At 67.2% G+C, this 23074-nt stretch carries 18 protein-coding genes; 5 read left to right on the plus strand and 13 right to left on the minus strand.

Translation table 11 applies throughout. The features are described 5' to 3' along the window. Positions 1-42: 42 nt before the first annotated feature. From BoBH3_RS10670 to BoBH3_RS10715, 10 genes are all read right to left on the minus strand, one after another. Positions 43-1116, minus strand: a complete 1074-nt coding sequence (locus BoBH3_RS10670; protein ID WP_262330769.1) for a patatin-like phospholipase family protein — start codon at positions 1114-1116, stop codon at positions 43-45. A gap of 31 nt (positions 1117-1147) precedes the next feature. Next, positions 1148-2878 (minus strand): hypothetical protein, encoded by a 1731-nt coding sequence (locus BoBH3_RS10675; RefSeq protein WP_262330770.1) that lies wholly within the window; start codon positions 2876-2878, stop codon positions 1148-1150. Then, complete coding sequence (locus BoBH3_RS10680) at positions 2875-3384, minus strand: DUF1269 domain-containing protein (RefSeq protein ID WP_262330771.1); 510 nt, start codon at positions 3382-3384, stop codon at positions 2875-2877. Before BoBH3_RS10680 ends, BoBH3_RS10675 begins: the two co-directional genes overlap by 4 nt. Further along, positions 3381-4880, minus strand: a complete 1500-nt coding sequence (locus BoBH3_RS10685; RefSeq protein ID WP_262330772.1) for a M17 family peptidase N-terminal domain-containing protein — start codon at positions 4878-4880, stop codon at positions 3381-3383. Before BoBH3_RS10685 ends, BoBH3_RS10680 begins: the two co-directional genes overlap by 4 nt. A 130-nt stretch (positions 4881-5010) precedes the next feature. Then, the gene (locus BoBH3_RS10690; RefSeq protein ID WP_262330773.1) at positions 5011-6090 is read right to left on the minus strand and encodes an efflux RND transporter periplasmic adaptor subunit; all 1080 of its coding nucleotides are present in this window, start codon (positions 6088-6090) and stop codon (positions 5011-5013) included. Positions 6091-6116: 26 nt separating this feature from the next. Further along, positions 6117-9197: an efflux RND transporter permease subunit gene (locus BoBH3_RS10695; protein WP_262330774.1), complete on the minus strand. Its 3081-nt coding sequence runs from the start codon at positions 9195-9197 to the stop codon at positions 6117-6119. After that, positions 9194-10294 (minus strand): efflux RND transporter periplasmic adaptor subunit, encoded by a 1101-nt coding sequence (locus BoBH3_RS10700; protein WP_262330775.1) that lies wholly within the window; start codon positions 10292-10294, stop codon positions 9194-9196. Before BoBH3_RS10700 ends, BoBH3_RS10695 begins: the two co-directional genes overlap by 4 nt. Positions 10295-10534: 240 nt before the next feature. Beyond that, on the minus strand, positions 10535-11713 hold the full coding sequence (locus BoBH3_RS10705; RefSeq protein WP_262330776.1) for an MFS transporter: 1179 nt from the start codon (positions 11711-11713) through the stop codon (positions 10535-10537). A gap of 55 nt (positions 11714-11768) precedes the next feature. Next, the gene (locus BoBH3_RS10710; RefSeq protein ID WP_262330777.1) at positions 11769-12464 is read right to left on the minus strand and encodes a helix-turn-helix domain-containing protein; all 696 of its coding nucleotides are present in this window, start codon (positions 12462-12464) and stop codon (positions 11769-11771) included. Between the two features lie 500 nt (positions 12465-12964). Further along, a complete protein-coding gene (locus tag BoBH3_RS10715) occupies positions 12965-14506 on the minus strand; it encodes an alpha/beta hydrolase (protein ID WP_262330778.1) in 1542 nt (513 codons plus the stop codon). Between BoBH3_RS10715 and BoBH3_RS10720 the strand changes: the two genes are divergently transcribed. From BoBH3_RS10720 to BoBH3_RS10740, 5 genes are all read left to right on the plus strand, one after another. Beyond that, positions 14472-16022 (plus strand): AbgT family transporter, encoded by a 1551-nt coding sequence (locus BoBH3_RS10720; protein WP_262330779.1) that lies wholly within the window; start codon positions 14472-14474, stop codon positions 16020-16022. The two genes, BoBH3_RS10715 and BoBH3_RS10720, sit on opposite strands and share 35 nt — an antisense overlap. A gap of 53 nt (positions 16023-16075) precedes the next feature. Next, positions 16076-17278, plus strand: a complete 1203-nt coding sequence (locus tag BoBH3_RS10725) for a M20/M25/M40 family metallo-hydrolase (RefSeq protein ID WP_262330780.1) — start codon at positions 16076-16078, stop codon at positions 17276-17278. A gap of 50 nt (positions 17279-17328) precedes the next feature. Then, entirely contained in the window at positions 17329-19155 is a 1827-nt protein-coding gene (locus BoBH3_RS10730) for an SLC13 family permease (RefSeq protein WP_262330781.1), read from the plus strand. Positions 19156-19168: 13 nt separating this feature from the next. After that, positions 19169-19435, plus strand: a complete 267-nt coding sequence (locus BoBH3_RS10735; RefSeq protein WP_262330782.1) for a YMGG-like glycine zipper-containing protein — start codon at positions 19169-19171, stop codon at positions 19433-19435. A 176-nt stretch (positions 19436-19611) separates the two neighbouring features. Further along, positions 19612-19854 carry a hypothetical protein gene (locus BoBH3_RS10740; protein ID WP_262330783.1) on the plus strand — a complete coding sequence of 81 codons (243 nt, stop codon included), beginning with the start codon at positions 19612-19614 and terminating at the stop codon, positions 19852-19854. 35 nt (positions 19855-19889) lie between these two features. On the opposite strand, the gene BoBH3_RS10745 is transcribed toward BoBH3_RS10740, so the two are convergent. The 3 genes from BoBH3_RS10745 to metG are packed head-to-tail and all read right to left on the minus strand — an operon-like array spanning position 19890 to position 23061. After that, positions 19890-20693 (minus strand): MBL fold metallo-hydrolase, encoded by an 804-nt coding sequence (locus BoBH3_RS10745; RefSeq protein WP_262330784.1) that lies wholly within the window; start codon positions 20691-20693, stop codon positions 19890-19892. Positions 20694-20701: 8 nt separating this feature from the next. Then, positions 20702-21502, minus strand: coding sequence for a TatD family hydrolase (locus tag BoBH3_RS10750; RefSeq protein WP_262330785.1), 801 nt, complete (start codon positions 21500-21502; stop codon positions 20702-20704). Further along, a complete protein-coding gene (gene metG, locus BoBH3_RS10755) occupies positions 21502-23061 on the minus strand; it encodes a methionine--tRNA ligase (RefSeq protein ID WP_262330786.1) in 1560 nt (519 codons plus the stop codon). Before metG ends, BoBH3_RS10750 begins: the two co-directional genes overlap by 1 nt. Between the last annotated feature and the right edge of the window lie 13 nt (positions 23062-23074).

Raw genomic sequence — 23074 nt, forward strand, 5'->3', positions numbered from 1 at the left:
AATCCATGCCGCACCGGCTCGATACTGCTGTAAAGACACGCGTCAGACCCCTTTGGTGAATTCGGCGAGATCGAGCGTCGATCGCTTCCCGATCTCGTCGCGATGCGTCCGATAGAACGCTTCGGCGGAGCGCCTGCCCTCGTCATGGAGCATCGTGAGAAACTCCCATTCGGCGTTGAGCTTGGAAGAGTAACCGAGCTCCGTCATCGCGTCGCTGGCGATACGGTGGACACGCATGCGCGCCCAGCGTGCACCCTCCCCCGAGCCTGACACGGCCTCGCGCTGCAGGAGCGCCATCATGCGCAGCTCCTTCAGCAGCACGGCGTTGAAGGAAACCTCGTTGAGGCGGTTCAGTATCTCCCGCGCCGTCCGGGGCGTGCCCGGCCGTTCGACCGGGTTGATCTGCACCAGGATCGTATCGCTGGCCGTGCTCTCCTCGATCAGCGGGGTCATGGGCGGATTGCCTGAATAGCCGCCATCCCAATAGCTCTCGCCGTCGATCTCGACCGCGTGGAACAGGGTCGGCAGGCATGCGGATGCCAGCAGGACCTGCGGCGTGATCTCGGCGTTGCGAAACACGCGGTTGCGCCCCGTCCTGACATTGGTCGCGGAGATGAACAGCTTGATCGGGCCTTTCGCGACGGCGTCGAAATCGATGATTTCGGCGAGGATGTCCGTCAGCGGGTTCGTGCCCATCGGGTTGAGGCTATAGGGCGAGACGACACGGGACATCATGTCCATCGCAACGAAGAGCGGTGAGGTGTCCAGTGTCCAGCGGCCGAGCAGCACGTCGAGCGGCGAACGCTGGAAAGGGCTGAAGCGTGCAGCGTCGGCAACCTTCCGCCAGTAGCGGTTCAGGGTATCGCGCGCGCCCTCTCGCCCCCCGCTTGCGTAGCCGGAAGCCAGCACCGCCGCATTCATGGCGCCGGCCGAGGTGCCCGAGATCGCCTCGATCGTCAGCCAGTCCTCTTCGAGGATTCGGTTCAGCACGCCCCATGTGTAGGCGCCATGCGCGCCGCCGCCCTGCAGGGCGAGGTCGATGTTCAGCGGCGCGCGCCGTGGGTTTCCGCCGCGCTCGTCGTCGGCGCGACCGGGGTTGGAAGGTGCCTTGCTCAAAACGTCACCCCTACTGTTGCGACCAGCCGCATCATGACGACTTGACCAGGCCGGAGAAGCCGGCGACGGCGAGCAGGCTCAAGGCCCAGCCGACGACCGACTGAAAGTAGAAATAGTTGATCGCGATGCGCCCGCCCGGCTTGCTCGGATTCGGCCGCCAGAAGCTGCGCTGGCCCATGTCCAGCACCGGCAGAAGCGTGTCGAGCGAGTACATCCAGGGGCTGAACACAGGGTAGCTCGAAGCCTCCCAGCGCTGCCGGAAGCAGGCGAGCTGGTTCTGCCCCGGTTCCGCCAGGCCCTGCGAGGTTCCACTCGCGACCAGATGCCTGTTCTCGCCCCGCTCGACGCCGCACAGGGTCCATTCCGGCGCGCGCAGCACCACGGCGCTGTTGGGCATCACCGCGCCCTGTGTTTCTGCATGAGCGAAGATGGCAACGCCCGCCAGCCAGAAGAAGGTGAGCCAGACGAGGGCGAAAAGCGGCCGGCGGCCATAGCCGAGCGTGATGCCGAGGATTCCGTCGGAAACGAAGAGGGCTCCGCGCCAGACACGGTTCTCGCGGCGCGCCCGGCGTGCCCGGCGCTGCAGCCTCTCCTTGATAACGAGCACGGAGCTGGCATCCTCGCCATGCCCCATTTCGCGGAAGACGGAGGCAAGCTGCTCATAGGGTTGCGGCCAGAAATCCTCGCCCCAGCGCTCCGGCGTCTGGCGGGCCAGCCAGTCCAGCCGGCTCCGGGCGTCCACGGGGCCGTCGATGAAGGCGCCGTAGCGGCAGCGGTTGAGCAGTAGGTCGCCGACCTTCGGCCAGCAGGCGGCCTCGTCATGGATCGTGCCGATCGAAGCGCCCGTGAGCGCCAGCGTGCCGCCGAGCCGGGCCTCGCGACGCAGGAAGAACGCGCCCTTGACGGCGATCCGGCTCGCTTCGATCGCTGCCGCTCCCTCGTTCTCGACGACGGTTCCCGAGCAGTCGAGATCGCCGGCAATGGCCGAGCCGGTCAGCCGCACCTCGCCGGCGATCTGCGCGTTCCGCAGCACCACGCTGCCATCGCAGGTGATCTCCGCGGCGTCGAGCGCCATGCTTTCGAAGGCCGCGATCACCGCGCCGGCGGCGTCGAGATCGGCATCCAGCGCCGCGCCGGACAGGCTCGCGCCGCCCTTCAGCGTCGCCCCGCGCAGGAGGAGATTGCGAACTTCCAGGCTGCGGCCGAGCAGCGCATAGCCGCCGCGATTGCGCACCGCCGCGCCGTCACATTCGAGATTGCCGCCGAGACGGGCCTGATCGAGATTGATGCCACCCTCGACCTCGGCGCCGCGGAGATAGATTCCGCCGCGCGCCTCCAGCCGTTCCGCCTGAAGCCCTGGTAGACGCGAGCCATCGAGGAACAGACGATTGATGATGGCCGCGCGCAGCACGGGCGTCGCCTCGAAATGGCAATCGTTCAGCCCGATGTCGCGAAAGACGCGGCAGGCCTCGAGATCGAGCGCATCCGATATCCAGGCGCCCCGGACCAGAACGCCCTTCTCATGCGGGCGGCAGCCTGGCTCGCCGCCCAGGATCAGAAAGCGCAGAAATGCCGCCCGCACGACGCGCGCGGGATCGGGCTCCGCCGGGAGGACACCGTCCCCCAGCCTGTCGAAGCTGCCAGATTTGAGCCGGGCAACGATCTCCTCCTCCGCCGGAAGCAGAGGCCGGAAATCGTCGAGACGCGCAGTCGAGGCCGCCCATGAGGCGGCCTCCGCTCCCGGGCTCCAGTCCAGGCTCACGTCGTAGCCGGATGCGCGCTCGTCACCGCAGCGAGCGCCTCGCGCAGCTGCTCTTCCTTGGTTTCGTCGAAGGACGTCTTGATCAGCGTTCCGCCGGCACCCTTGAGATCGGCCAGCACCTTGTCGGTCGTCATCTTGCGGATGAGCAGGAACAGGCCGGCAGTATTCGGCTGCAGCGACGAGGCTGCGTCCTTCATGAACTGGTCGTTGATCCCGATGTCGCTGAACCGGCCACCCAGCGCGCCCGAGGCCGCGCCGATGGCTGTGCCGACGAGCGGTGCCAGGAAGATGAACCCGATCAGCGTGCCCCAGAGCGCGCCCGAGGCAGCGCCCGTGGCGGTCAGGTTGATCATCTGGTTGAGCTTGACGTGACCCTTCTCATCCTTGACGACGACCACGGCATCGCCGAGCTCGATCAGGTACTCGCGTTGAAGCGAGAGAACCTTCTGGCGGACCTCTTCCGCCTGCTTTTCCGTCGGAAATCCGATGAAGACCAGATCGCTCATGAGTGCAGCTCCGTACTCTGGGGGTGGTGGAAATTGGAACGGCCCGGGGCCGCCCGCGCGCGTCCGAGCAGGAACTCGGACAGCAGGGGAACCGGACGTCCGGTCGCCCTGCGCATACATCCGGCGGTCGAGGCCGTTCCGGAAATATCGAGATGAGCCCAGGGATACGCGGTCGCGAAGCGGGCCAGGTTCGAAGCGGCAGCAACCGCGTCCGGAGGCCCCTCGGCCTGTTCCGCCTCGCCACGGACCGAGGACAATGCGCCCTCCTCGTCCCATAATGGCAGCTGCCAGACGCGGTCTCCCGAGGTCCCGCCGCATCTCAGCAGCTCGGATGCCAGCGCCTCGTCATTGGCGAACAGCCCACTGGCCTGGTTGCCGAGCGCCACGACGCAGGCCCGGGTCAGCGCGGCGACGTCGATCACGCAGCTCGGCGAGAAATCCGCGGCATAACTCAGCACGTCGCCGAGCAGGGACGGTCTCGGCGCGGCGGCCCGATGGCCCGGCGCGGCACTTCGCGACCGTGGCCGAACGCTCAGTGGAAGCTCGCTCTGGCTGACCACGATCAGGCTCACGACGTTCAAGGCGAGCCGCAGCCTTTCCACGGTCCGCATGGCTCCGAGAACGCTGCCGATGCTGCGCATGTCGCGGATCGGCGCGCGATGCAGGCGGTGCTCAAGCTCCGGCACGGCCTCGGAAGCCGCCAAACCATTGCCGATCAGCACGATGGGGCGGCCTGCCGCCATGCGCTGGTTCCGTTTCAGGACGATCAGCCTGCAGTCGTCGGCCGTCTGCTGCTGGAGCGCGAGAAAGGTCGCGAGACCGTGGCGTTCGAATTCGCGCCGTCCGAGAATTTCGATGCCAAAGCCGAACTGCCGCGCCATCGCCTCCGCCGTCTGGGTCACGAAGGCCGTCGTGCACTCCTCCGGCGGCAGGTTTCCGAGCTCCTTGGCGAAGGATACCCCCTCTCCGATCGCGACACCCTGGCGAAGCGCAGCGACCAGCTCCGAAGTCAGCGCCTGAGGGACGAGCAGCATGAGGCTGCGTCGCTCCTCCCGCACGCTCCGATCGTTGAGCCCGAAATCGTAGCGGCCGTCCGCGAGAATGAGCCCGGCCTGCTGCATCCGCCAGCTGAGCGTCCGGCGCGGCACCTCGTTCTCCGCGAGCGTCACGACCACTTCGTTCACAGGCTCGTCGTTGAGACGTCTGGCGACGGCAGCGAGAGCCTGCCGATACGCGCGCTCCGAGAACGCCTCGGCGCGCCCCAAACCGACCAGCAGGATGCGCCGTGCTGCGACGCCGGGCAGCCGGCCAATCGGCAGCGTGGCTCCGGCATCCTCCCAGAGGCCGTCGCGCGCGAGTTGCGCGGCAAGCCGGCCGGCACTGCGGTCATTCACGGCGCGCGCCGAGCCCGTCAGGGGGCCATCGCAGAAAACGCCGAGGACGAGCAGTTCCGTTCCCAGTTTCTCCGCTTCTCCGACTGCTGGAATGATCTCCATCGATGCCCTCTGCCAGGGAAACATCACATTGGTCGGCCAGACCCGAAACGCACCGGCTGCGGCGCCGGAACCAGATCCTGCCGCCGCGCTCACAGCGGCAGGGGCGAGGCGGCAACCAGCCATCCCGGCCTTAAGGCTTCCGCTCCGGCAAGGGCCTGACGCGCTGGCCAGGGTGCAGCGCCTGAATGCCTGCCGAGACGATCGTCTCCCCGGGCTCCAGCCCCTGCGCCAGGATGACCTTCCCGGGATCGAAACGCAGCACGTCGACACTGCGCAGCGACACGGTGGACTTGCCGGGCTCGACGATCCAGACGGCCGGCGAGAGCCCCTGTTGGGTCAGGGCGCTCGCCGGAACCGAGATGATCGCAGCGGTGGTCAGCTCGATGGTGCCCACGACGGTCGAGCCGAGCCGCATGGCCTCTGGCGGGTTCTGCAAACCGACCCTGACCGCGAAGGTTCGCGTCACCGGATCCGCCTGCGGAGCCACCTCGCGCACGGTGCCGTAGGCCGTGACCGAGGGCGCATCGGCGAGCGCGACACGAATTCTGGCGTCGCTGAGATGGGTGTCGAGCACGGTCGCGGGTACGTTGAAGACGGCGTCGCGGTCGTCGTCTCGTGCGATCTGGACGACGATCTGGCCCGGCTGCACCACTTCGCCCGGTTCGATCTGCCGCGCCGTGACGACGCCGGCGACATCCGTGCGAAGCTCCGTGAAGCCCAGCCGGTCCCGCGCCAGCTCCACCTGCGCTTCGGCATTCTCCAGCACCGCCTGGGCGGTTTCCTGCGCGCGCTGCGCCTGGTCGAAGCGTGGCCGCGTGGTGAAGCCTTCCGACATCAGCCGCTCCTGACGCTCGAAGGTGCGGCGTGCCGTGTCGACCTCTCCGCGCGCCGCCGCCAGCGCCGCCTTGGCGGCGGTCAGCGCGTTCTGTTCCAGGGCCGGCTCGAGCCTGGCGATGATCTGCCCGGCATTCACCCGGTCGCCGACATTGACCGGGCGCTCGAGGACGCGCCCAGCGATGCGGAAGCCAAGCCCGAGGTCCTTCTTGGCCTGGATCTCGCCACTGAGCTGGATGTCGTCGGAGAACTGCCCCGCCTCGACGGTGACGACCCCGACGGGCCTGCCCTCGGATTGCGGCGCAGGCTCATTGCCGCATGAGCCGAGGGCTGCGCCAAGCAGCGCGATCACTGCCGCCCGCCCGAAGCTGTTCATGGGTCCCCGCCTGGTCTTGGCCGCGCTCATGACAGGGAGCCCCCCGCATTGACGGCCCGCCTTGTCCCACTGGGCGCCGTCGCGCGGTCGAAGACGGCGACGTAGAGCACGGGAAGGAGGACGAGCGTCAGCACCGTGGCGACCAGCAGGCCGCCCATGATCGCGAAGGCCATCGGCCCCCAGAACACCGTCGGCGCGATCGGGATCATGCCCAGCACCGTCGAGATCGCCGTCAGCACGATCGGGCGGAAACGTGTGCCGGCTGCATCGACCGCAGCCTCCACCACGCCCTTGCCCGCCGCCCGCTCGTCTTCGATCTGCCCGATCAGGATAACAGCGTTCTTGGTGATGATGCCGATCAGCGCGAGGATGCCGAGCAGCGCGACGAAGCCGAGCGGCTTGCCAGACAGCAGCAGCGCTCCGACGACGCCCACGAGGCCAAGCGGCGCGATGCTGAGCACGATCGCGAACAGCCTGAAGCTCCTGAGCTGCGCCATCAGGACGGTGAACATGATCAGCAGCATCACCGGGATCACCGCCATGACCGAGGCCTGGGACTTGGCGCTTTCCTCGACCGTGCCGCCGACGGTGATTTCGTAGCCGGCCGGCAGCGTCTTCCGGAGCGCGTCCACCGAGGGCTGCAAGGAACTCACCACGGCGTCCGGCAAGGTGCCGGGCGGAACATCGGCAGCGACCGTCAGGTTCGGTACGCGGTCGCGGCGCCAGATCAGCGGCGCGTCGAGCCCGTAGCTGAAGCTCACGAACTGCGACACCGGCACGGAACGGCCGCTAGGCAGCGCCACCTGCATACTGCGCAAGGTGTCGAGCGAGGCACGCTCGGCATCCTGGGCACGCACCACAACGTCGACGAGGTAGATGGAATCCCGCACCTGGGTCACGACAGTGCCGGAGACTATGGTGTTGACGATCGCAGCGACCGCCGCCGAGCTGAGACCGAGCCGCCGGGCCTCGTCCTGATCGACGCGCAGGCGCAGCTCGCGGGCGGGCTCGATCCAGTCGAAATTGATCTGCAGCGCCTTGGGATTCGAAGCGACGACCTGAGCCAGCTGCATCGCGATGCCGCGGACCTCGGCAATGTCCGGGCCGCTGACGCGATACTGGACCGGCCAGCCCACCGGTGGACCGAGTTCGAGCGGCGAGACCCGCCCCACCACGTTCGGGAACTCCTTGGCGAGCAGCGTCTCGAGCTTCTTCTGAAGCCGCTCGCGCGCCGCCACGTCCTTCGCGACGATCACCGCCTGGCTGAAGAAGTCGTTCGGCAGCTGCGCATTCAGCGGCAGATAGAAGCGGATCGCGCCGCGGCCGACATAGGTGCTCCAGCGCTCGACATCGGGGTCGCCCTTGAGCGACGCCTCGAAGCGGTTCACGAGGTCCTCGCTCCCATAGATCGAAGCGTTCTGCGGCAGCGTGAGATCGACCAGCAGCTCCGGGCGGTCCGACGCCGGGAAGAACTGCCGTGGCACGAGTGGCAGCGCGAGGATCGATACCGCGAACAGCGCGAGCGTCACAGCGATGGTCACCCAGCGCAGCCTGATCGCACCCGAAAGCAGCGAGCGGAAGCCGCGCTCGACGCGGCCCGGTTCCTTGCGCTGGGACGCGGCATCGGGCGCCTTCAGAAGCGCCACGCCGAGCACCGGCGCGAAGAGGACAGCCACGAACCAGGAGACGACGAGCGCGATCGTCACGACGGCAAAGAGCGAGAAGGTGTATTCGCCGGCGGAGCTTGCGGCGAAGCCGATCGGCACGAAGCCGGCGATCGTCACGAGGGTGCCGGCCAGCATCGCCGTTGCGTATTTGTCGAAGGCGAAGGTCGCCGCCTTCATCTTCTCATCGCCGGCGGAAAGCCTCGTGACCATCGCATCGGTCGTGGTCATCGCGTCGTCGACCAGCAGCGCCAGCGCGATGATGAGCGCGCCGAGCGAGATGCGCTGCATGTCGATCCCGGCCACCAGCATGCAGGCGAAGACGATCGCCAGCGTCAGCGGAATCGCCAGGGCGACCACGAGGCCGGGGCGCACCCCGAGGCTGATGAAGCTGACGACCAGGATGATGCCCACGGCCTGCCAGAGCGAGGTCATGAAATCGTCGATCGCGTGGGACACCGTCACGGCCTGGTCGGCGACGAGATAGGGTTCGATCCCGAGCGGCAGGCCCGCCGTGACCGCGGCCATCGCCTTCTTGATGTTGTTGCCGAGCGCGAGGATGTCTCCGCCTTCGCGCATGGCGATGCCGAGGCCGATCGCGTCGCGCCCATTCACGCGGAACATCGGGGTCGGCGGATCGGCCTGCCCGCGGCGCACAGTCGCGATGTCGGCGAGGCGGACCATGCGGTCGCCCACCGGGAAATTGATGCTCAGCAGGTCTGCTTCCGACTGGAAGGCGCCGGAGACGCGCACCGAGAACTTCTCGTCCTGCGTCTGGACCTCGCCTGCTGGCCGTACGACATTCTGCGCCTGGAGGGCGGCGAGCAGCGCCGAGCGGTCGAGGCCGAGATTGGCCAGTTCCCTGACCGAGAACTCGACGAAGATGCGTTCGTCCTGCGCGCCGACGATCTCGATCTTCGACACGTCGGGCACCAGCAGCAGGCGCGACCGGACGGTCTCGACATGGTCGCGTAGATCCCGGCTGGTGAAGCCGTCCGAAGTAAATCCGTAGATGATGCCGAAGGTGTCGCCGAAGCGGTCGTTGAAGAAGGGCCCGAGCGTGCCCGCCGGCAACGTGTGCCGCATGTCGGCGATGAGGTTGCGCACGCGGTACCAGGTATCCTGCACCACGCGGCCCGGGACCTCGCCCTTGAGGTTGACGAAAATCGTCGTCACGCCGGGTTTGGTGTAGCTGCGCACGCTGTCGAGGCCGGGCGTCTCCTCGAGCTGCCGCTCGAGACGCTCTGTCACCTGGCTCAACGTGTCTTCCATCGTGGCGCCGGGCCAGACCGCCGAGACGACCATCGTTTTGATGACGAATGCCGGGTCCTCGTTGCGGCCTAGGCGGATGAACGCGAAGATTCCAGCCGCGACCGCGACGATCATGAGATAGATCACGACCGAGCGGCTCTTCAGCGCCCATTCGGAGAGGTTGAAGCTCATCGTGGCTCGGCTCCGATCAGGCGTACCCGCTGGCCTTCACGCAGAAGCCCGGCTCCGGCGGTGACGACGATGTCGCCAACGTCCAATCCCTTTGTGATCCTGGCGGTGGCTGGATCTGCGTTCGCGACGTCGAGCTTGCGCAGCGAGACGGTCAGGTTCTTCGGGTCGACGACCCAGGCACCGGTCGCCTGGTCGCGCCGTGTCAGGGCGGTCGCCGGGATGGTCATCGCGCTCGCCGCCCCCCCGCTGATAGCGCCCGAGACCGCTGCACCGAGCCTGAAGGCCGGCGGCGGCTCGGTCAGCCCGACCCGGACACGAAAGGTGCGGGTCACGGGGTCCGCCTGCGGCGCGATCTCGCGTATGCGGCCGGCCGCCTCGGCTCCGGCCTCCCCGGCGATGGTGACCCTCACGGGCATGTCCGGGGTGAGCCGGCGCACCAGATCGGCCGGCACTTCGAAGACGCCGTCCCGCCCTTCGCGTCGCGCGAGCTGGACGATCATGCGGCCGGCCGTGACGACCTCCGAAGGCTCGGCGCCGACGCGCGTGACAATGCCGGGCGCATCCGCCTTCAACGTCGTGAATCCGACGACGTCCTCGGCTGAGCGCACGCGCGCCTGGGCTGCCTCGACCTGTGCACGCGCGGCGGTGAGCGCTTGCTTGGCGGCGTCGAAATCCGCCTGTGTGGTGATATGGCGCTCGAGCAGATGGCTCTGCCTCTGGAACTGGTTCTCGGCCTTGCGAAGGTCGCCCTGCGCCGCCGTCAGGGCCGCCTGAGCCGAACGGAGATCGTTGAGCTCGTTCTCGGGGTCGAGTCGCGCGACGATTTCGCCCTCCCCCACGCTGGCGCCGACGCCGACCCGGCGCTCGGCCAGCCGCCCGCCGATGCGGAAAGCCAGAGAGGCCTGATCCTGAGCCTCGATGTGACCGGTGAAGCTGAGGTCGGGCGCCTGGCGCGGCGGCTCGACCGTCACGGTCCGAACGTATCGAACCGGAGGCGCCGCCTCCTTCTCCTCCCGGTTGCAGGAGGCGACGGCGAGCGCGACGACGACCACGAGCACGACCCCGCCGGTGCGCGATGAAGCCCTGCTGCGCGTCATGCCCGCTCCGCGGCAGCTTCCCGGTGCCCCGCCACTGCGCCCGGACGCCGTAAGCCTCGCCTCTGCATCGAACTCTTCCTCTGAGGGCCGCCGCACGATGCCTCCGCGAGCGCCGTTGCGCCCTGCGAAGTCCGTCGGGACGGTATGCGAGACGCTAGCAACAGCGGGCGGAGCGCGGATTAGCTCAGAATCCCAACTCTGGGCTGGTCATCCCATTGTTGCCGGCAGGCTTGCCGCCACTCAGGCCAGGTTCGCCGGCTCCCGCGCCACAGTGCGGCGCAGTCCGAGTGCGACGCCGACCAGAAGCGCGAGCCCTATTGCGGAGACGGCGGACATGCCGAGATAGATCTGCTCGCCCCATGACTCGTAGAGCGTGCCGCACAGCGCCGTCAGCCCGGCCATCGCGCCGGCCCAGCCGCCTGCGAGCCAGGCCTGCACGCGCGCCTCCATCCCTTCCGGCGCCAGCCGCGCCAGCAGGAAGATGCTCCCGAGATGTGTCGCTCCGAACGTGATGCCGTGCGTCAGTTGCAGGAGCGCCAGCGCCGTTACACCCGGATCCTGCGCCATGAAGCTCCAGCGCAACATCGTGACCAGGGCCGCGCCGAGCAGGAGGGTGGCAGCACTCGCCGCACCGCGGATGCGATAGCCGAGCATGGCGAAAAGCGCGATCTCCGACAGCACGCCGAGCGCCCAAAGGCCTCCCATCGCCGCACCGGAGATGCCGTTCGCCTGCCAGTGCAGCGTCCCGAAGCCGTAGAATGCGGCGTGGCTCGCCTGAACGAGCGCGGCACCGGCAATCACGCCGGCGAGGAGCGCGGGGCGGACCGGTGACGCGCCTCCGGCATTTCCTGCCCTGGGCGCGGCTGTTGCAGGCCCAGAACAACTGAAGGCGGCCGCGGCCGTCAGGATCGCGGATGCCAGCAGCAGCACGATGACGGACGAAGCCGAGAACCACTCGAAGGACCAGCCGGCGACCAGGTTGGCGACGGCGAAGCCGATCGCTCCCCAGAGGCGGATCCGCCCATATGCCAGTTCGGGCTGGGATGTGCCGACAAGACGGCCGAGCGTCATGGCATCGGCCAGCGCGATCAGGGGTCCTTGCGCCAGGGCGATCGCGATCACGACCAGCAGAATCGGCCAGAAGCCCGACACTGCGAACAGCAGCCCGGTTCCGGCCGCCACCAACACGGCGCATACCGAGAGCGCCAGCCAGATGCGCCCGCTGCGATCGGCGACCGACGCGACGAGCGGATTCGCCAGGACCCTCGCGATCAGCGGGGCGGCGAGAATGATGCCGATCGCCTCGCTTCCGAGGGACTGAGCCTGCAGCCACAGCGGGAAGAACGGAAGATTGACGCCGAGCTCGAAGAACAGAAAGGCGTAGAGGAGCGCCAGCCGCCAGCCGGCACCGCTCACCATGGCTCTCGCCGGCATGGAAGCAGGCCTGCCTCGCCTTGGCTGGACGAGCGACGTCTCAGGACGGACCTGCGGAGCACTGCTCGCCCCCGGCGGTCTCCTCCGGTTCCCCGGCGAAGGAACGGACAAGCCCTCGCTCGCGAGCCTCGGTCGGGCTGTAGCCGAACTCCCGTCGGAAGGCCCGGCTGAAAGTCGAGTGATCGATGAAGCCGACTTCGTTGCCGATCGCATGGATCGAGAGCGCGTTGCGGAACGAACTCAGGCGCTGATGCGCCTCATGGAGCCGTTCGCGGTTGATGAAATGCGCCACGCCCCCGCCATGCTCGAACAGGCGATACAGCTTCGAGCGCGACATGGCCAGGAGCCGCGCCAGCCGCTCCGGTCCGAAATCGGGAGATGCCATGTTCTGCCGCACGACCATGCGGGCCCGGTCGATCAGAACCGATCCCAGCGGCGCCCTCGCCGCATCCTGATAGACCGATTGCGGAATGATGCAGGCCGCGATGAGCGCGCGGGTCGGCATCTCAAGGCTCGCGGCGTGCTCGGCGGTGACCTGAGGCAGCTGCCGAACGAGGCTGTCCATGTAGTCGATCAGCACCTGTGCGAAGTCCGGGCTGACCTCGAGCCCGTGGACGCCGTCGAAGCGCTGCTCGTCGGCCAGGCGCTGGTCGCGCGGCAGGTAAAGGGTAATGACCTCGCTGTCCTGCGCCCTCCCCTCATAGGGCAGCGCGAGAGAGCGGAAGCTCAAATCCACGCATGGCGTTCCGTCGGCGGCCGCCGTTCGCGCCAGAACGACGCACCAGTGATCGAGATATGATTTGGGATGATGCCGCCATTGCCGATCGGGCGCGCCCGAATAGACGACACGCGTCAACACGAGTCCGCCGAGGCGCCAGGAGGAAAACGCGGCCGCAAAGCCGCCCTGAGCCGCACACGTCGGCAGAAGCTCGATCGTCCCCTTGTGCAATGACCGCCAAGCGTCGAACTGATCCTGCGCCGGCAGGCCGTCTGTACGAAAATGCGCCACAGAAAACACGCTGACCTCCTTTCTCACCCCGCCATGAGAGAAAGCCGGCTTCGGACACTCCGATTATTCTGCACCTTGCAGAAATGGATTAGATTTCTGCAACTTCCGAATTTCGATTGGAATTGATCGACATAAATTGAATGCGACAAGAACAGTACTTGAACCGAAGTACTTTGAATTTCTTAGTATGCGCTAAATATTGGCACCTGCATCTTGCCACGTCAACCCTAGGGCACCGCCGCGGCATCGAACACCCGGATCGGGGCTGTCACCAGCAGGGCCGCGGCCGAGCTCAACGCACCCGCAGCCGCCACCGGCGCGGGAACGTCAGAATCGGTAATGACCTGGCCCTGCAGCAGCCTGCCGCCGATCAGGCGGACGGCATCCGGGCTGGCCGCGAACAGGTCGTGATTGATCCGGTCGCCCGCATTGACGGCGGAAAGATCGATCACCGTGATCCCGGAAAGCCCCGCGAACTGGCTTCGATATTCCTCCTGCGTGGGGTCGATGCCGCCAAGCCGTGTCGCGCCGCGCGAGATGAAGCGCGACAGTTGCAGAGCGCGATCGTGCTGCGCCGTGAACAGCGTGATTCGGGGTCTCTTAGTCCCCATGTCCTCGACCTGGCGGCGGAACACGCCGACATCGAGGTCGGGCGATGCCAGGATGAGGTTGCTGATCTTCGGCGAGATGCGTCCGTCCTTGAGACCGATCTGCCGCACGGCCTCGACAGCCGGCCAGCTGCCCATCGAATGCGCTAGGATGACGACCTCGCGGACCGAGGGGCTGGCCACCGCCACCCTCAGCAGATCCGCCAGATCGGAGCGCGAATAGGACGCGTTATCGAAATCGCGGGCATAGTCGAGCAGATAGCCGCGTGACGGCCAGGAGAACAGCACCGGCGCCGCGTCTGCATCCGCGTCGTGCGCCAGCTGGGCGAAGCGGAAGACCGCGCGGTCGAACGCCGTGTTGAACCCATGGACGAAGACGAAGACCCGCTTGGAGCGCCCGCTCGTCGATCTGAACCAGTTGATCAGCTCGGGCTTCGACAGAGGCGTCTCGCTGGTCACCACGAAGTCGGTCGCGGGGTTGCCTGGGACGGAGCGCGGGAGCTGGATGGTCCCTACCTCGCGATTGCGCGGAATCGAAACAACGATGTTGTTGAAAGAAACCCCCTCGCCCCGCTCGCCGGTGAACAGGGCGCCGGGATCAGGTGACCGCGCACGGGTCGTGGCGGCGAGCATGTCGACGCGGTCTGTCCCCGGAGCGGCTGCGACCGGCCTCAGCAAGCCTTGCGGAACGGACGCGCAGGCGCCCAGCCCAGCGGCGACGACCAGGACCAGCGGCTTCAGCAGCAGGCGGATGAGCCGGGTTCGCGAGCGCCGCTCCTGCCCCCTCGCGTCGCGTGCTTCCATGCCCGGAATATCCCCGTCTCCACGCTGATGCACCTTGCCGCAAGCCGGCATCGTCTCGTCTGGGATCATCGTCGACCGGCAGGGTTTCCACGCTGCACCGACCGTAGGAAACCGTTCCGCCGACGGCAAGCTGCAGCGTTCCCGGCCCGGTGGGTCGGTTCGAGTTTGGGACAGGCGGTCCAGAGTTTGGGATTCTCTGCCGATGCCCTCCCGGCGGCTCGATTTTAGGTTCGCCCCGAGACTCGGAGTCTTGTCCGCGCCGGCTGCCGGCCTGGACGGGAGGTCTTGCGTCAAAGGCTTTGGCTCAAGGGGGATAAGAGCGATGACAACTGCCACCGCTGCGCCGAAGACGACCATGCAGAGGTTCCTCGACACGGTCGAGAGAGTGGGGAACATGGTTCCTCACCCCGTCGTGATCTTCCTGATTCTCATTGGCATCGTCATCGCCCTCTCGGCCGTGCTGGGGCTTTTCGGCACCGCAGTCACCTTCGAGCGGATCAACCCGGACACGCACAAGATCGAGACGGCGCGCACGGCGATACAAAGCCTGCTGACCATCGACGGCATCCGCTTCATGTACTCGTCGCTCATTCCGAATTTCATGAGCTTCACGGCCGTGGGCCTGATGATCGTCGCCATGATCGGAGCCGGTGTCGCCGAGGAGTCCGGGCTCGTCACCGCGCTGATCCGCAAGCTGGTCATCGTGTCGCCGCACTGGGCGCTGACCTACATCCTGGCCTTCGTCGGCATCCTCGCCAGCATCGCGGCCGATGCGGGCTACCTCGTCCTGATCCCGCTCGCCGGCGTTGCCTATCTCGCCGTCGGCCGTCATCCGGTCGCGGGCCTGGCCCTGGGCTTTGCCGCTGTCGCGGGCGCGTTCACTGTGAACATGCTGATCAAGCCGCTGGATGCGGTGCTGGTGGAATTCACCAACGATGCGGCCCGCCTCGTCGATCCCAACCGTACGATCGGCCTGGCCTCCAATCTCTGGTTCTCGATCGCATCTGTCTTGTTCCTGACCGTCGTGGTCGCGTTCATCACCGACAAGATGATCTCGCCGCGCCTTGGCGCCTATGATCCCAAGCTCGCCGCCGAGGGGACCGTCACCGAGCAAGGAGCCGTGCTGTCCGAGGCGGAATCGCGGGGCCTTCGCTTTGCCGGATTCGGCCTCCTCGCACTGATCGCGGTCTTCTGCCTGCTCACGCTCCCCGCCGGTGCGCCCCTGCGCAACCCGACGACCGGCGAGCTGATCGGCAATTCTCCGTTCATGAACGGCCTGATCGCGCTGATCATGCTGATGTTTCTTGTCACCGGCTGGACCTACGGCATCGGCGCCGGAACGATGAGGACCCTGTCCGAAGTCATCGCCGCGATCGAGAAGTCGATCAAGAGCATGGGCGGCACGATCTTTCTGTTCTTCGTGCTGAGCCAGTTCGTCGCCTACTTCACCTACACGAATATCGGCACCGTCATGGCGCTGAGCCTTTCGGGAGCGCTGCAGGCGGCCAATATCGGCGCGCTGCCGCTGTTGCTCGGCTTCATCGTGGTGGTCGCGCTCATCGACTTGCTGCTGACCGGCGCGATCGCGAAGTGGGCGATTTTCGCCCCGGTCTTCGTCCCCCTGCTGATGAAGCTCGGCGTTGAGCCGGAGGCCGTCCTGGCCGCCTATCGCATCGGCGACTCGCCCATGAACGCGATCACCCCGCTGAACGCCTACTTCGCCCTCGTGGTCGGCTTCATCCAGAAATACGACAGGCACGCCGGTGTCGGCACCGTGGTGTCGCTGATGCTGCCTTATGTCGTGTGGATGTTCGTGCTGTGGACGGCCCTCTTCGCCGTCTGGAAGATGCTCGGCCTGCCCTGGGGCCTGTGACCCCGCGCACGCCACCCTCCCCGTCGCCGTTCCAACCGCACCGGATGCAGATCATGACGACACCCGCCATCCCGCTCGACGTCGAAGCCGCCATCGCGCATCTCATGCGCTTCCTTTCGGTCGAGGGCGTCACCGGCCAGGAGGCGAACATCGCCGCTGCCGTCAGCGATGCCCTGAAGGCCGTCGGCGTCCCGGCCTCGGCCATCCGCTTCGACGATGCGAACAAACGCATCCCGCTGCCGACCGAAACGGGCAACCTCATCGTCGAGCTGCCGGGCACGAAGCCCGGTCCGCGCCTGCTGTTCTCGACCCATCTCGACACCGTGCCGCTCTGCGCCGGCGCCAAGCCGAAGCGCGAGGGAAACCGCATCGTGTCCGACGGCACGACGGCGCTCGGCGGCGATGCCCGCACGGGCGTGGCCCTGCTGGTCGTGGTCGCCGAGACGCTGATCAAGCACAAGCTGCCGCATCCTCCCATCACGCTGTTGTTCACGGTTCGCGAGGAGAGCGGCCTGCACGGCGCCCGCGAGCTCGACCCCAAGGAGCTCAAGCAGCCGGCCATGTGCATCAATGTCGACGGCCAGCTCGCCTCCGAGCTGATCATCGGCGCTGTCGGCCAGGAGAACTGGGAAGTCGAGATCAAGGGCCGCGCCTCCCATGCCGGTGTCGCACCCGACAAGGGCATCTCGGCGACTCTGGTCGGCGCGATCGGCCTGGCCGAGGCCAAGGCGGCCGGCTGGTTCGGCAAGGTCGTCAAGGGCAAGGAATTCGGCACAAGCAATATCGGCATTTTCGGCGGCAGGGACGGCAAGCCGGCCGGCGACGCCACCAACGTCGTCACCGACTACGCCTTCCTGAAGGGCGAGGCGCGCAGCCCCGAGCTGAGCTTCGCCACCAAGATCGTCGACGGTTACGAAGCGGCCTTCGCCAAGGCCAAGGCCGCGGTGACCGACCACGCAGGCGACACCGCCGAGGTCACCTTCCGCCGCGCCGCGGCTTATCCGCCCTTCGAGCTCGACAAGGACTCGCCCGTCGTGAAGCGCGCCACCAAGGCGCTCGGGCTGCTCGGCATCGAACCGAGCTACCTGTTCTCGAACGGCGGGCTCGACGCCAACTGGCTCGACAAGGCCGGCGTCCCGACCATCACGATCGGCGCGGGCCAGGCCGAGATCCACACGATCAAGGAATTCGTGAAGCTCGACGAATACGAGAAGGGCTGCCGTCTCGGCATCCTGATGGCGACGCTCGAGGACTGAGACCCGTCAAACGGGTCTGCCGACGAGCTGAACCCATAAGGAGCTGATGCGTGAGCCCGATCGCCTATACCGGCCTTATCATCGCCATTGCCGTCGTTCTGTTCGTCACGAACAAGGTGCCCGTCGTGCTCGTCGCGATGGGTACAGCGCTGGGCCTCTGGGCGACCGGCGTGCTCACGCTGCCGCAGGCACTCGCCGGCCTCGGCGATCCGGCCGTCATCTTCATCGCATCCCTCTTCGTCGTCAGCTCAGGGCTCGAGATGACGGGTGTCACTGCTTGGGCGGGGCAGCTCCTGATCAAGGGAGCGGGAGAGGAAAGCCGAACACGGCTCCTGCTGCTGATGATGGCGCTGGTGTCGCTGCTGGTCGCGCTGATCAGCCTCAACGGCGCCGTTGCAGCGCTGTTGCCCGTCGTCGTCGTCACGGCGGTTCGGCTGAAGCGAAATTCCTCGCAATTGCTGATGCCGCTCGTCTTCGCGGGGCATGCCGGCTCCATGCTCGCCCTCACCGGCACGCCGGTGAACGTGCTTGTCGCGGAGGCCGGCATCGACGCCGGCGTCGGCGGCTTCGGCTTCTTCGAGTTCGCGCTGGCCGGCATACCCCTGCTCGCCGGCACCATGGCGATCATCGTCCTGTTCGGCGAGCGCCTCCTGCCGCAGCGCAACGGCGCCACCATGCCGGCGGATTTCAGCCGTCACGCCAGGACGCTGATCGAGCAGTACGGGTTGGCGAGCGGCGTCCATCAGCTGCGCCTGCGCGCCACCTGCCCCTATATCGGCAGGCCGTCCCGCGAGATCGATCTGGGTTCGTGGTCCGGTCTCCAGCTCGTGGCGGTACAGGACGGCACGACGGGCGGGCCGCTGCACCGTATGCTTGCCGAGGGCGACCAGCTCCTCCTGCGCGGCGATGCCGAGGCCGCAGCCAACTTCGCCGCGCAGATGCACCTCGCCTTCCGTGAGGAAAGCGCCGGGGATAGCGAAGAGACGCTGTTCAACCGCCGCTCCGGCCTGGCCGAGGTCGTGCTTCCGCCCCGTTCCGGCCTGATCGGCCAGACGGTGTTTCCGGGCATGGTCACCGAGAGCGGCGACCTGATCATCCTCGCCGTGCAGCGCGGCGCGGGCGACGTTCAGGCCCCCGATGCGGTGAAGTCGGCCGGAATCGTGCTGCAGGCGGGCGACACGATGCTGCTGCAGGGCACCTGGAAGGCACTCGACACCCATCTCGACGACCCGGACGTCCTCGTGGTCAGCTCCCCCGAGCTGGTCCGACGGCAGGCCGTGCCGATGGGACCGGGCGCCAAGCAGGCGATCATCATTCTGTTTGCCATGGTGCTGATGCTGGCCACCGGCATCGTTCCCTCGGCGGTGGCAGGGCTGCTCGCGGCGGGCGCCATCATCCTTTGCGGCATCATGACCGTCGAGCAGTCCTATCGTGCCATCAGCTGGACGACGGTGATCCTGGTCGGCGCGATGATGCCCCTTTCCACCGCGATGATCGAGACGGGCGCCGCGAAGATGCTGGCGGATCGCCTCGTCGGCCTGGTCGGCGATGCCGGTCCGACGGCGTTGCTCGCCGGCCTGTTCGTGCTGACGGCGATCATGGGCCAGCTCATCAGCAATACCGCGACGGCCCTGATCGTCATCCCGATCGGCGTCGCGGCCGCGACCGCCATGGGCATCTCGCCGCGTCCGGTGCTGATGAGCACCGCCGTCGCCGCCGCCGGCGCCTTCCTGACGCCGATCGCGACCCCCACGAACCTGATGGTGATGGGCCCGGGCGGCTATGTCTTTAGCGATTACTGGAAGCTCGGATTGCCTCTGCTGATCTGGTTCTTCGTTGTCGCTGTCTTCATCGTGCCAATGATCTGGCACTTCTGAGGGAGGAAATACAATGCGTTCGAAGCTAGCTCTTCTCGCGGTCTGTCTCGCGCTCGCCGGCTGCAACACCAACTCGGCCGATCAGCGGACGCTGGGCGGCGCGGCGATCGGCGCCGGTACCGGTGCCATAGTCGGCGGCATCGCCGGTGGCGGACGCGGCGCGGCGATCGGCGCGGCCGTCGGCGGTGTGGCGGGCGCCGTGATCGGCCGTGCCACCACCCCCAACAACTGCATCTACCAGGACCGTTACGGCCGCAGGTTCGAAGCGCGCTGCCCCTGACGGACGCGCCAATCGCGGATGATCCGTTGCCCTGCCCTGCCCGGTCGGTGCGGCGCTCCTTGCGCCTCACCGACGGGACTGCTGCGTTACGGGTCTGCCAGGCTGTCATGAGGCCCGCGGCCAAGCGGCCGAGGACACACGTATCGGCTGTCGCCGCGGGATCGGACAGGCAAGACATGATCGACAGGCGACTGTTTCTTGGGGCGCTCCTGGGCGCGCTGGCGCTGCCGCCGAAAGGCACTGCGGCAGAAGCCGGAGCCGCCCAGCCGCTTCCGGCCCAGACGGCCTTCGCGCTCGACGGCGCGGATGCCGCATTCAGCCAGCAGCGGCCCCAACTGCACTACAACCGCCAGCGCCAGCATAAGCCGCCGAGCCGGCAGCGGCGGCGGCCACGCCGGCGCTCGCACGGGTCTCGGTAAGCTCGCAATCTCGCTTGTGGGGCGGCTCGACGCCGTCAGGCCTGAACGGCGACAGCCATGCCATCGAACGCCACTTCGGTACCATCCGGCAACCGGCTGGACAGCGCCGCGTAATCCAGATCGACGTGGAGATTGGTCAGGATCGCTCGGCGTGGCTTCAGCGCGGCGATCGCCTCCAGCGACTGCGCCAGATGGAAATGGCTCGGGTGTGGCGTCTCGCGCAGGCAATCGAGGATCAGCACGTCGAGGCCGGCCATCGCCTCCATCGCGGCCGGCGGGATCAGGCTGACATCCGGCAGATAGGCCAGCGCGCCGAATCGGAAGCCCAGCGCCTCGTAGTTGGGGCCGTGCTCGACGCGGAACGGCAGCGCCGTGATCGGCCCGCCGGCGCCTTCCACGGTCTGCGGCCGGCCGGCCGTGATCTGGTCGAGATCGAGGATCGGCGGATAGTAGCTGCCGGGCGGCGTCTCGAAGAGATAGCCGAAACGCGAACGCAGCGAGGTCTCCGTCGGCGTGTCGGCATAAACCCGGATACGCTGGCGGGTGTGCAGGACGAGCCCGCGCAGATCGTCTATCCCGTGGCTGTGGTCGGCATGGTCATGCGTCATCAGCACCCCGTCGAGCGCTGGCACATCGGCCGAGAGCAGCTGCTCGCGCAGGTCTGGCGAGGTATCGACCAGAACCCGCGTAATGCCCTCGGCGCCGGAGCGCTCGACCAGGATCGAGCAGCGGCGGCGACGGTTCTTCGGATTCGAGGGATCGCAGGCGCCCCAGCCCGAGCCCGGCCGCGGCACGCCGCCCGAGGAACCGCAGCCTAGGATCGTGATCGTCAGCGTCATGGTGCCGGTCAGGCGACCTGCGCCACTGGCGCGGCGTGGTCCATCTTCCAGTAGCAGCGCCGCGCATTGGCGGTCGTGATCGCGGCGACTTCTTCGAAGGAGACGCCGATCGTCTCGCCCAATATCTTAGCCGTCTCAACGACATAGGACGGCTGGTTGCGCTTGCCCCTGAACGGCACGGGCGCAAGATAAGGCGCATCGGTTTCGACCAGCAGGCGCTCCTTCGGCACCATCCGGGCGATACGGCGCAGGTTCTCCGAGGTCTTGAAGGTCAGGATTCCGGAGAAGGAGACGTAGAGGCCAAGCTCGACGCCGGCCATGGCCAGCCCCTCACCAGCCGTGAAGCAGTGCAGGATCGCAGGGAAGGCGCCCTTCCCCATCTCCTCGCGCAGGATCGCGATCATGTCCTCGTCCGCTTCGCGGGAGTGGATCACGAGCGGCAGTTGCGTCATCCGCGCGGCTGCGATGTGCGTGCGCAGCCCCTGCGCCTGCGCCTCGCGCGGGCTGCTGTCGTAATGGTAGTCGAGCCCGGCTTCGCCGATGGCGACGCAGCGCGGATGGCGCGAGAGCTCTGCGAGCCGCTCGGCCGTGACGTCGAGTTCCTCATGCGCGTTGTGCGGATGCGTGCCGACCGAGAACCAGACCGAAGCGAAGCGCTCGGCGATGGCCGCATACTCCGCAAAGCGCGCGACGCGTGTCGAGATCGTGACCATACGCCCGACGCCGGCAGCTTCCGCCCGCGCGACATACGCCGGCAACTCCTCGGCGAAATCCGGGAAGTCGAGATGGCAATGCGTGTCGATCAGCATCAGGCCGCTTGCCCATCCTCGGGCTCGACATAGCGCGGGAAGATCGCGCTCGGCGCCGGCAGGCTTAAGCCACTGACGAGCCGATGCTCCGCGCCCAGCGCTGCGAATCTGCGCGCCTCGGGCGCGACGCCCAGCAGGTCCAGCAGCTTGCCCGCCGCGACCGGCATCACCGGCTGCACCAGGATCGCGACCTCGCGCAGAACCTCGATCGTAACGTAGAGCACGGTGTCGCGGCGCGCCGGGTCGGTCTTGGTCAGGCGCCAGGGCTCGTTATTGGCGAAATAGCGGTTCGCCTCGGCAATGACGGCCCATAGATCGGCCAGCACGGTGTGAAGGGCAAAATCCTTCATCGCCGCACGCGCGCTGGCGAGCGCCCCGTCGGCCATGGCGAGCATGGCTTCGTCGGCCTCGTTCAGCGTCCCGCGCGGCGGCACCCTGCCCTCGCAGTTCTTGGCGATCATCGAAAGCGAGCGCTGCGCGAGGTTGCCGAGGTCGTTGGCGAGATCGGCATTGATCCGCCCGACGATGGCCTCGTGGCTGTAGTTGCCGTCCTGCCCGAACGAGACTTCACGCAGGAAGAAATAGCGCAGCTGGTCGACGCCGTAGCTCCCGGCGAGTTCGAAGGGGTCGACGACATTGCCGAGAGACTTCGACATCTTCTCGCCCTTTGAGAGCAGGAAGCCATGGCCGAACACGCGCTTCGGCAGCGGCAGGCCGGCCGACAGCAGGAATGCCGGCCAGATTACCGCATGGAAGCGTAGAATGTCCTTGCCGATGATGTGGACATCGGCCGGCCAGTAATGCGCGCGCGGGCTTGTCGGGTCGGGGAAACCCGTCCCTGTCAGGTAGTTGTTAAGCGCATCGACCCAGACATACATGACGTGCCTCGGGGCGCCCGGCACGGGCAGGCCCCAGTCGAAGGTCGTGCGGCTGATCGAGAGGTCGTCGAGCCCGCGCTTGACGAAGGAGACGATCTCGTTGCGGCGCGTCTCCGGTGAAATGAAGTCCGGAACCTCGTCATAGAGCTTCAGCAGCGCGTCCTGGTACTTGGCGAGGCGGAAGAAATAGCTCTCCTCCTCGACCCACTCGACCGGCGTCCCCTGCCCTCCCAGCCGCGTGCCGTCGGGCTGAAGGGTGGTTTCCTCCTCGCCGTAGAAGGCCTCGTCGCGAACCGAATACCAGCCGGAGTATTTGGCGAGATAGATGTCGCCATTGGCCTCCATCCGCCGCCAAAGCTCGTCGGTCGAGACCTCGTGGTCGGGGTCCGTGGTGCGGATGAAACGGTCGAACGAACAGCCGAGCCGCTGCTCCATCTCCTGGAAGCGCCCGGCGATCTTGTCGACGAAATCCTTCGGCGACAGGCCGTTCTGGGCGGCGGTTCGCGCCACCTTCTGGCCGTGCTCGTCCGTACCCGTCATGGCGAAGACGTCGTAGCCGTCGAGCCGCTTGAAGCGCGCGATCGCGTCCGACGCCACCATCTCATAGGCGTGCCCGATATGAGGCGGCCCATTCGTGTAATGGATCGCGGTCGTCAGGTAGAATTTCGGGGCCGTGGCCATGGTCTGTCCGAAA

The sequence above is a fragment of the Allobosea sp. BH3 genome (assembly GCF_025499465.1).
Classification (GTDB): Bacteria; Pseudomonadota; Alphaproteobacteria; order Rhizobiales; family Beijerinckiaceae; genus Allobosea.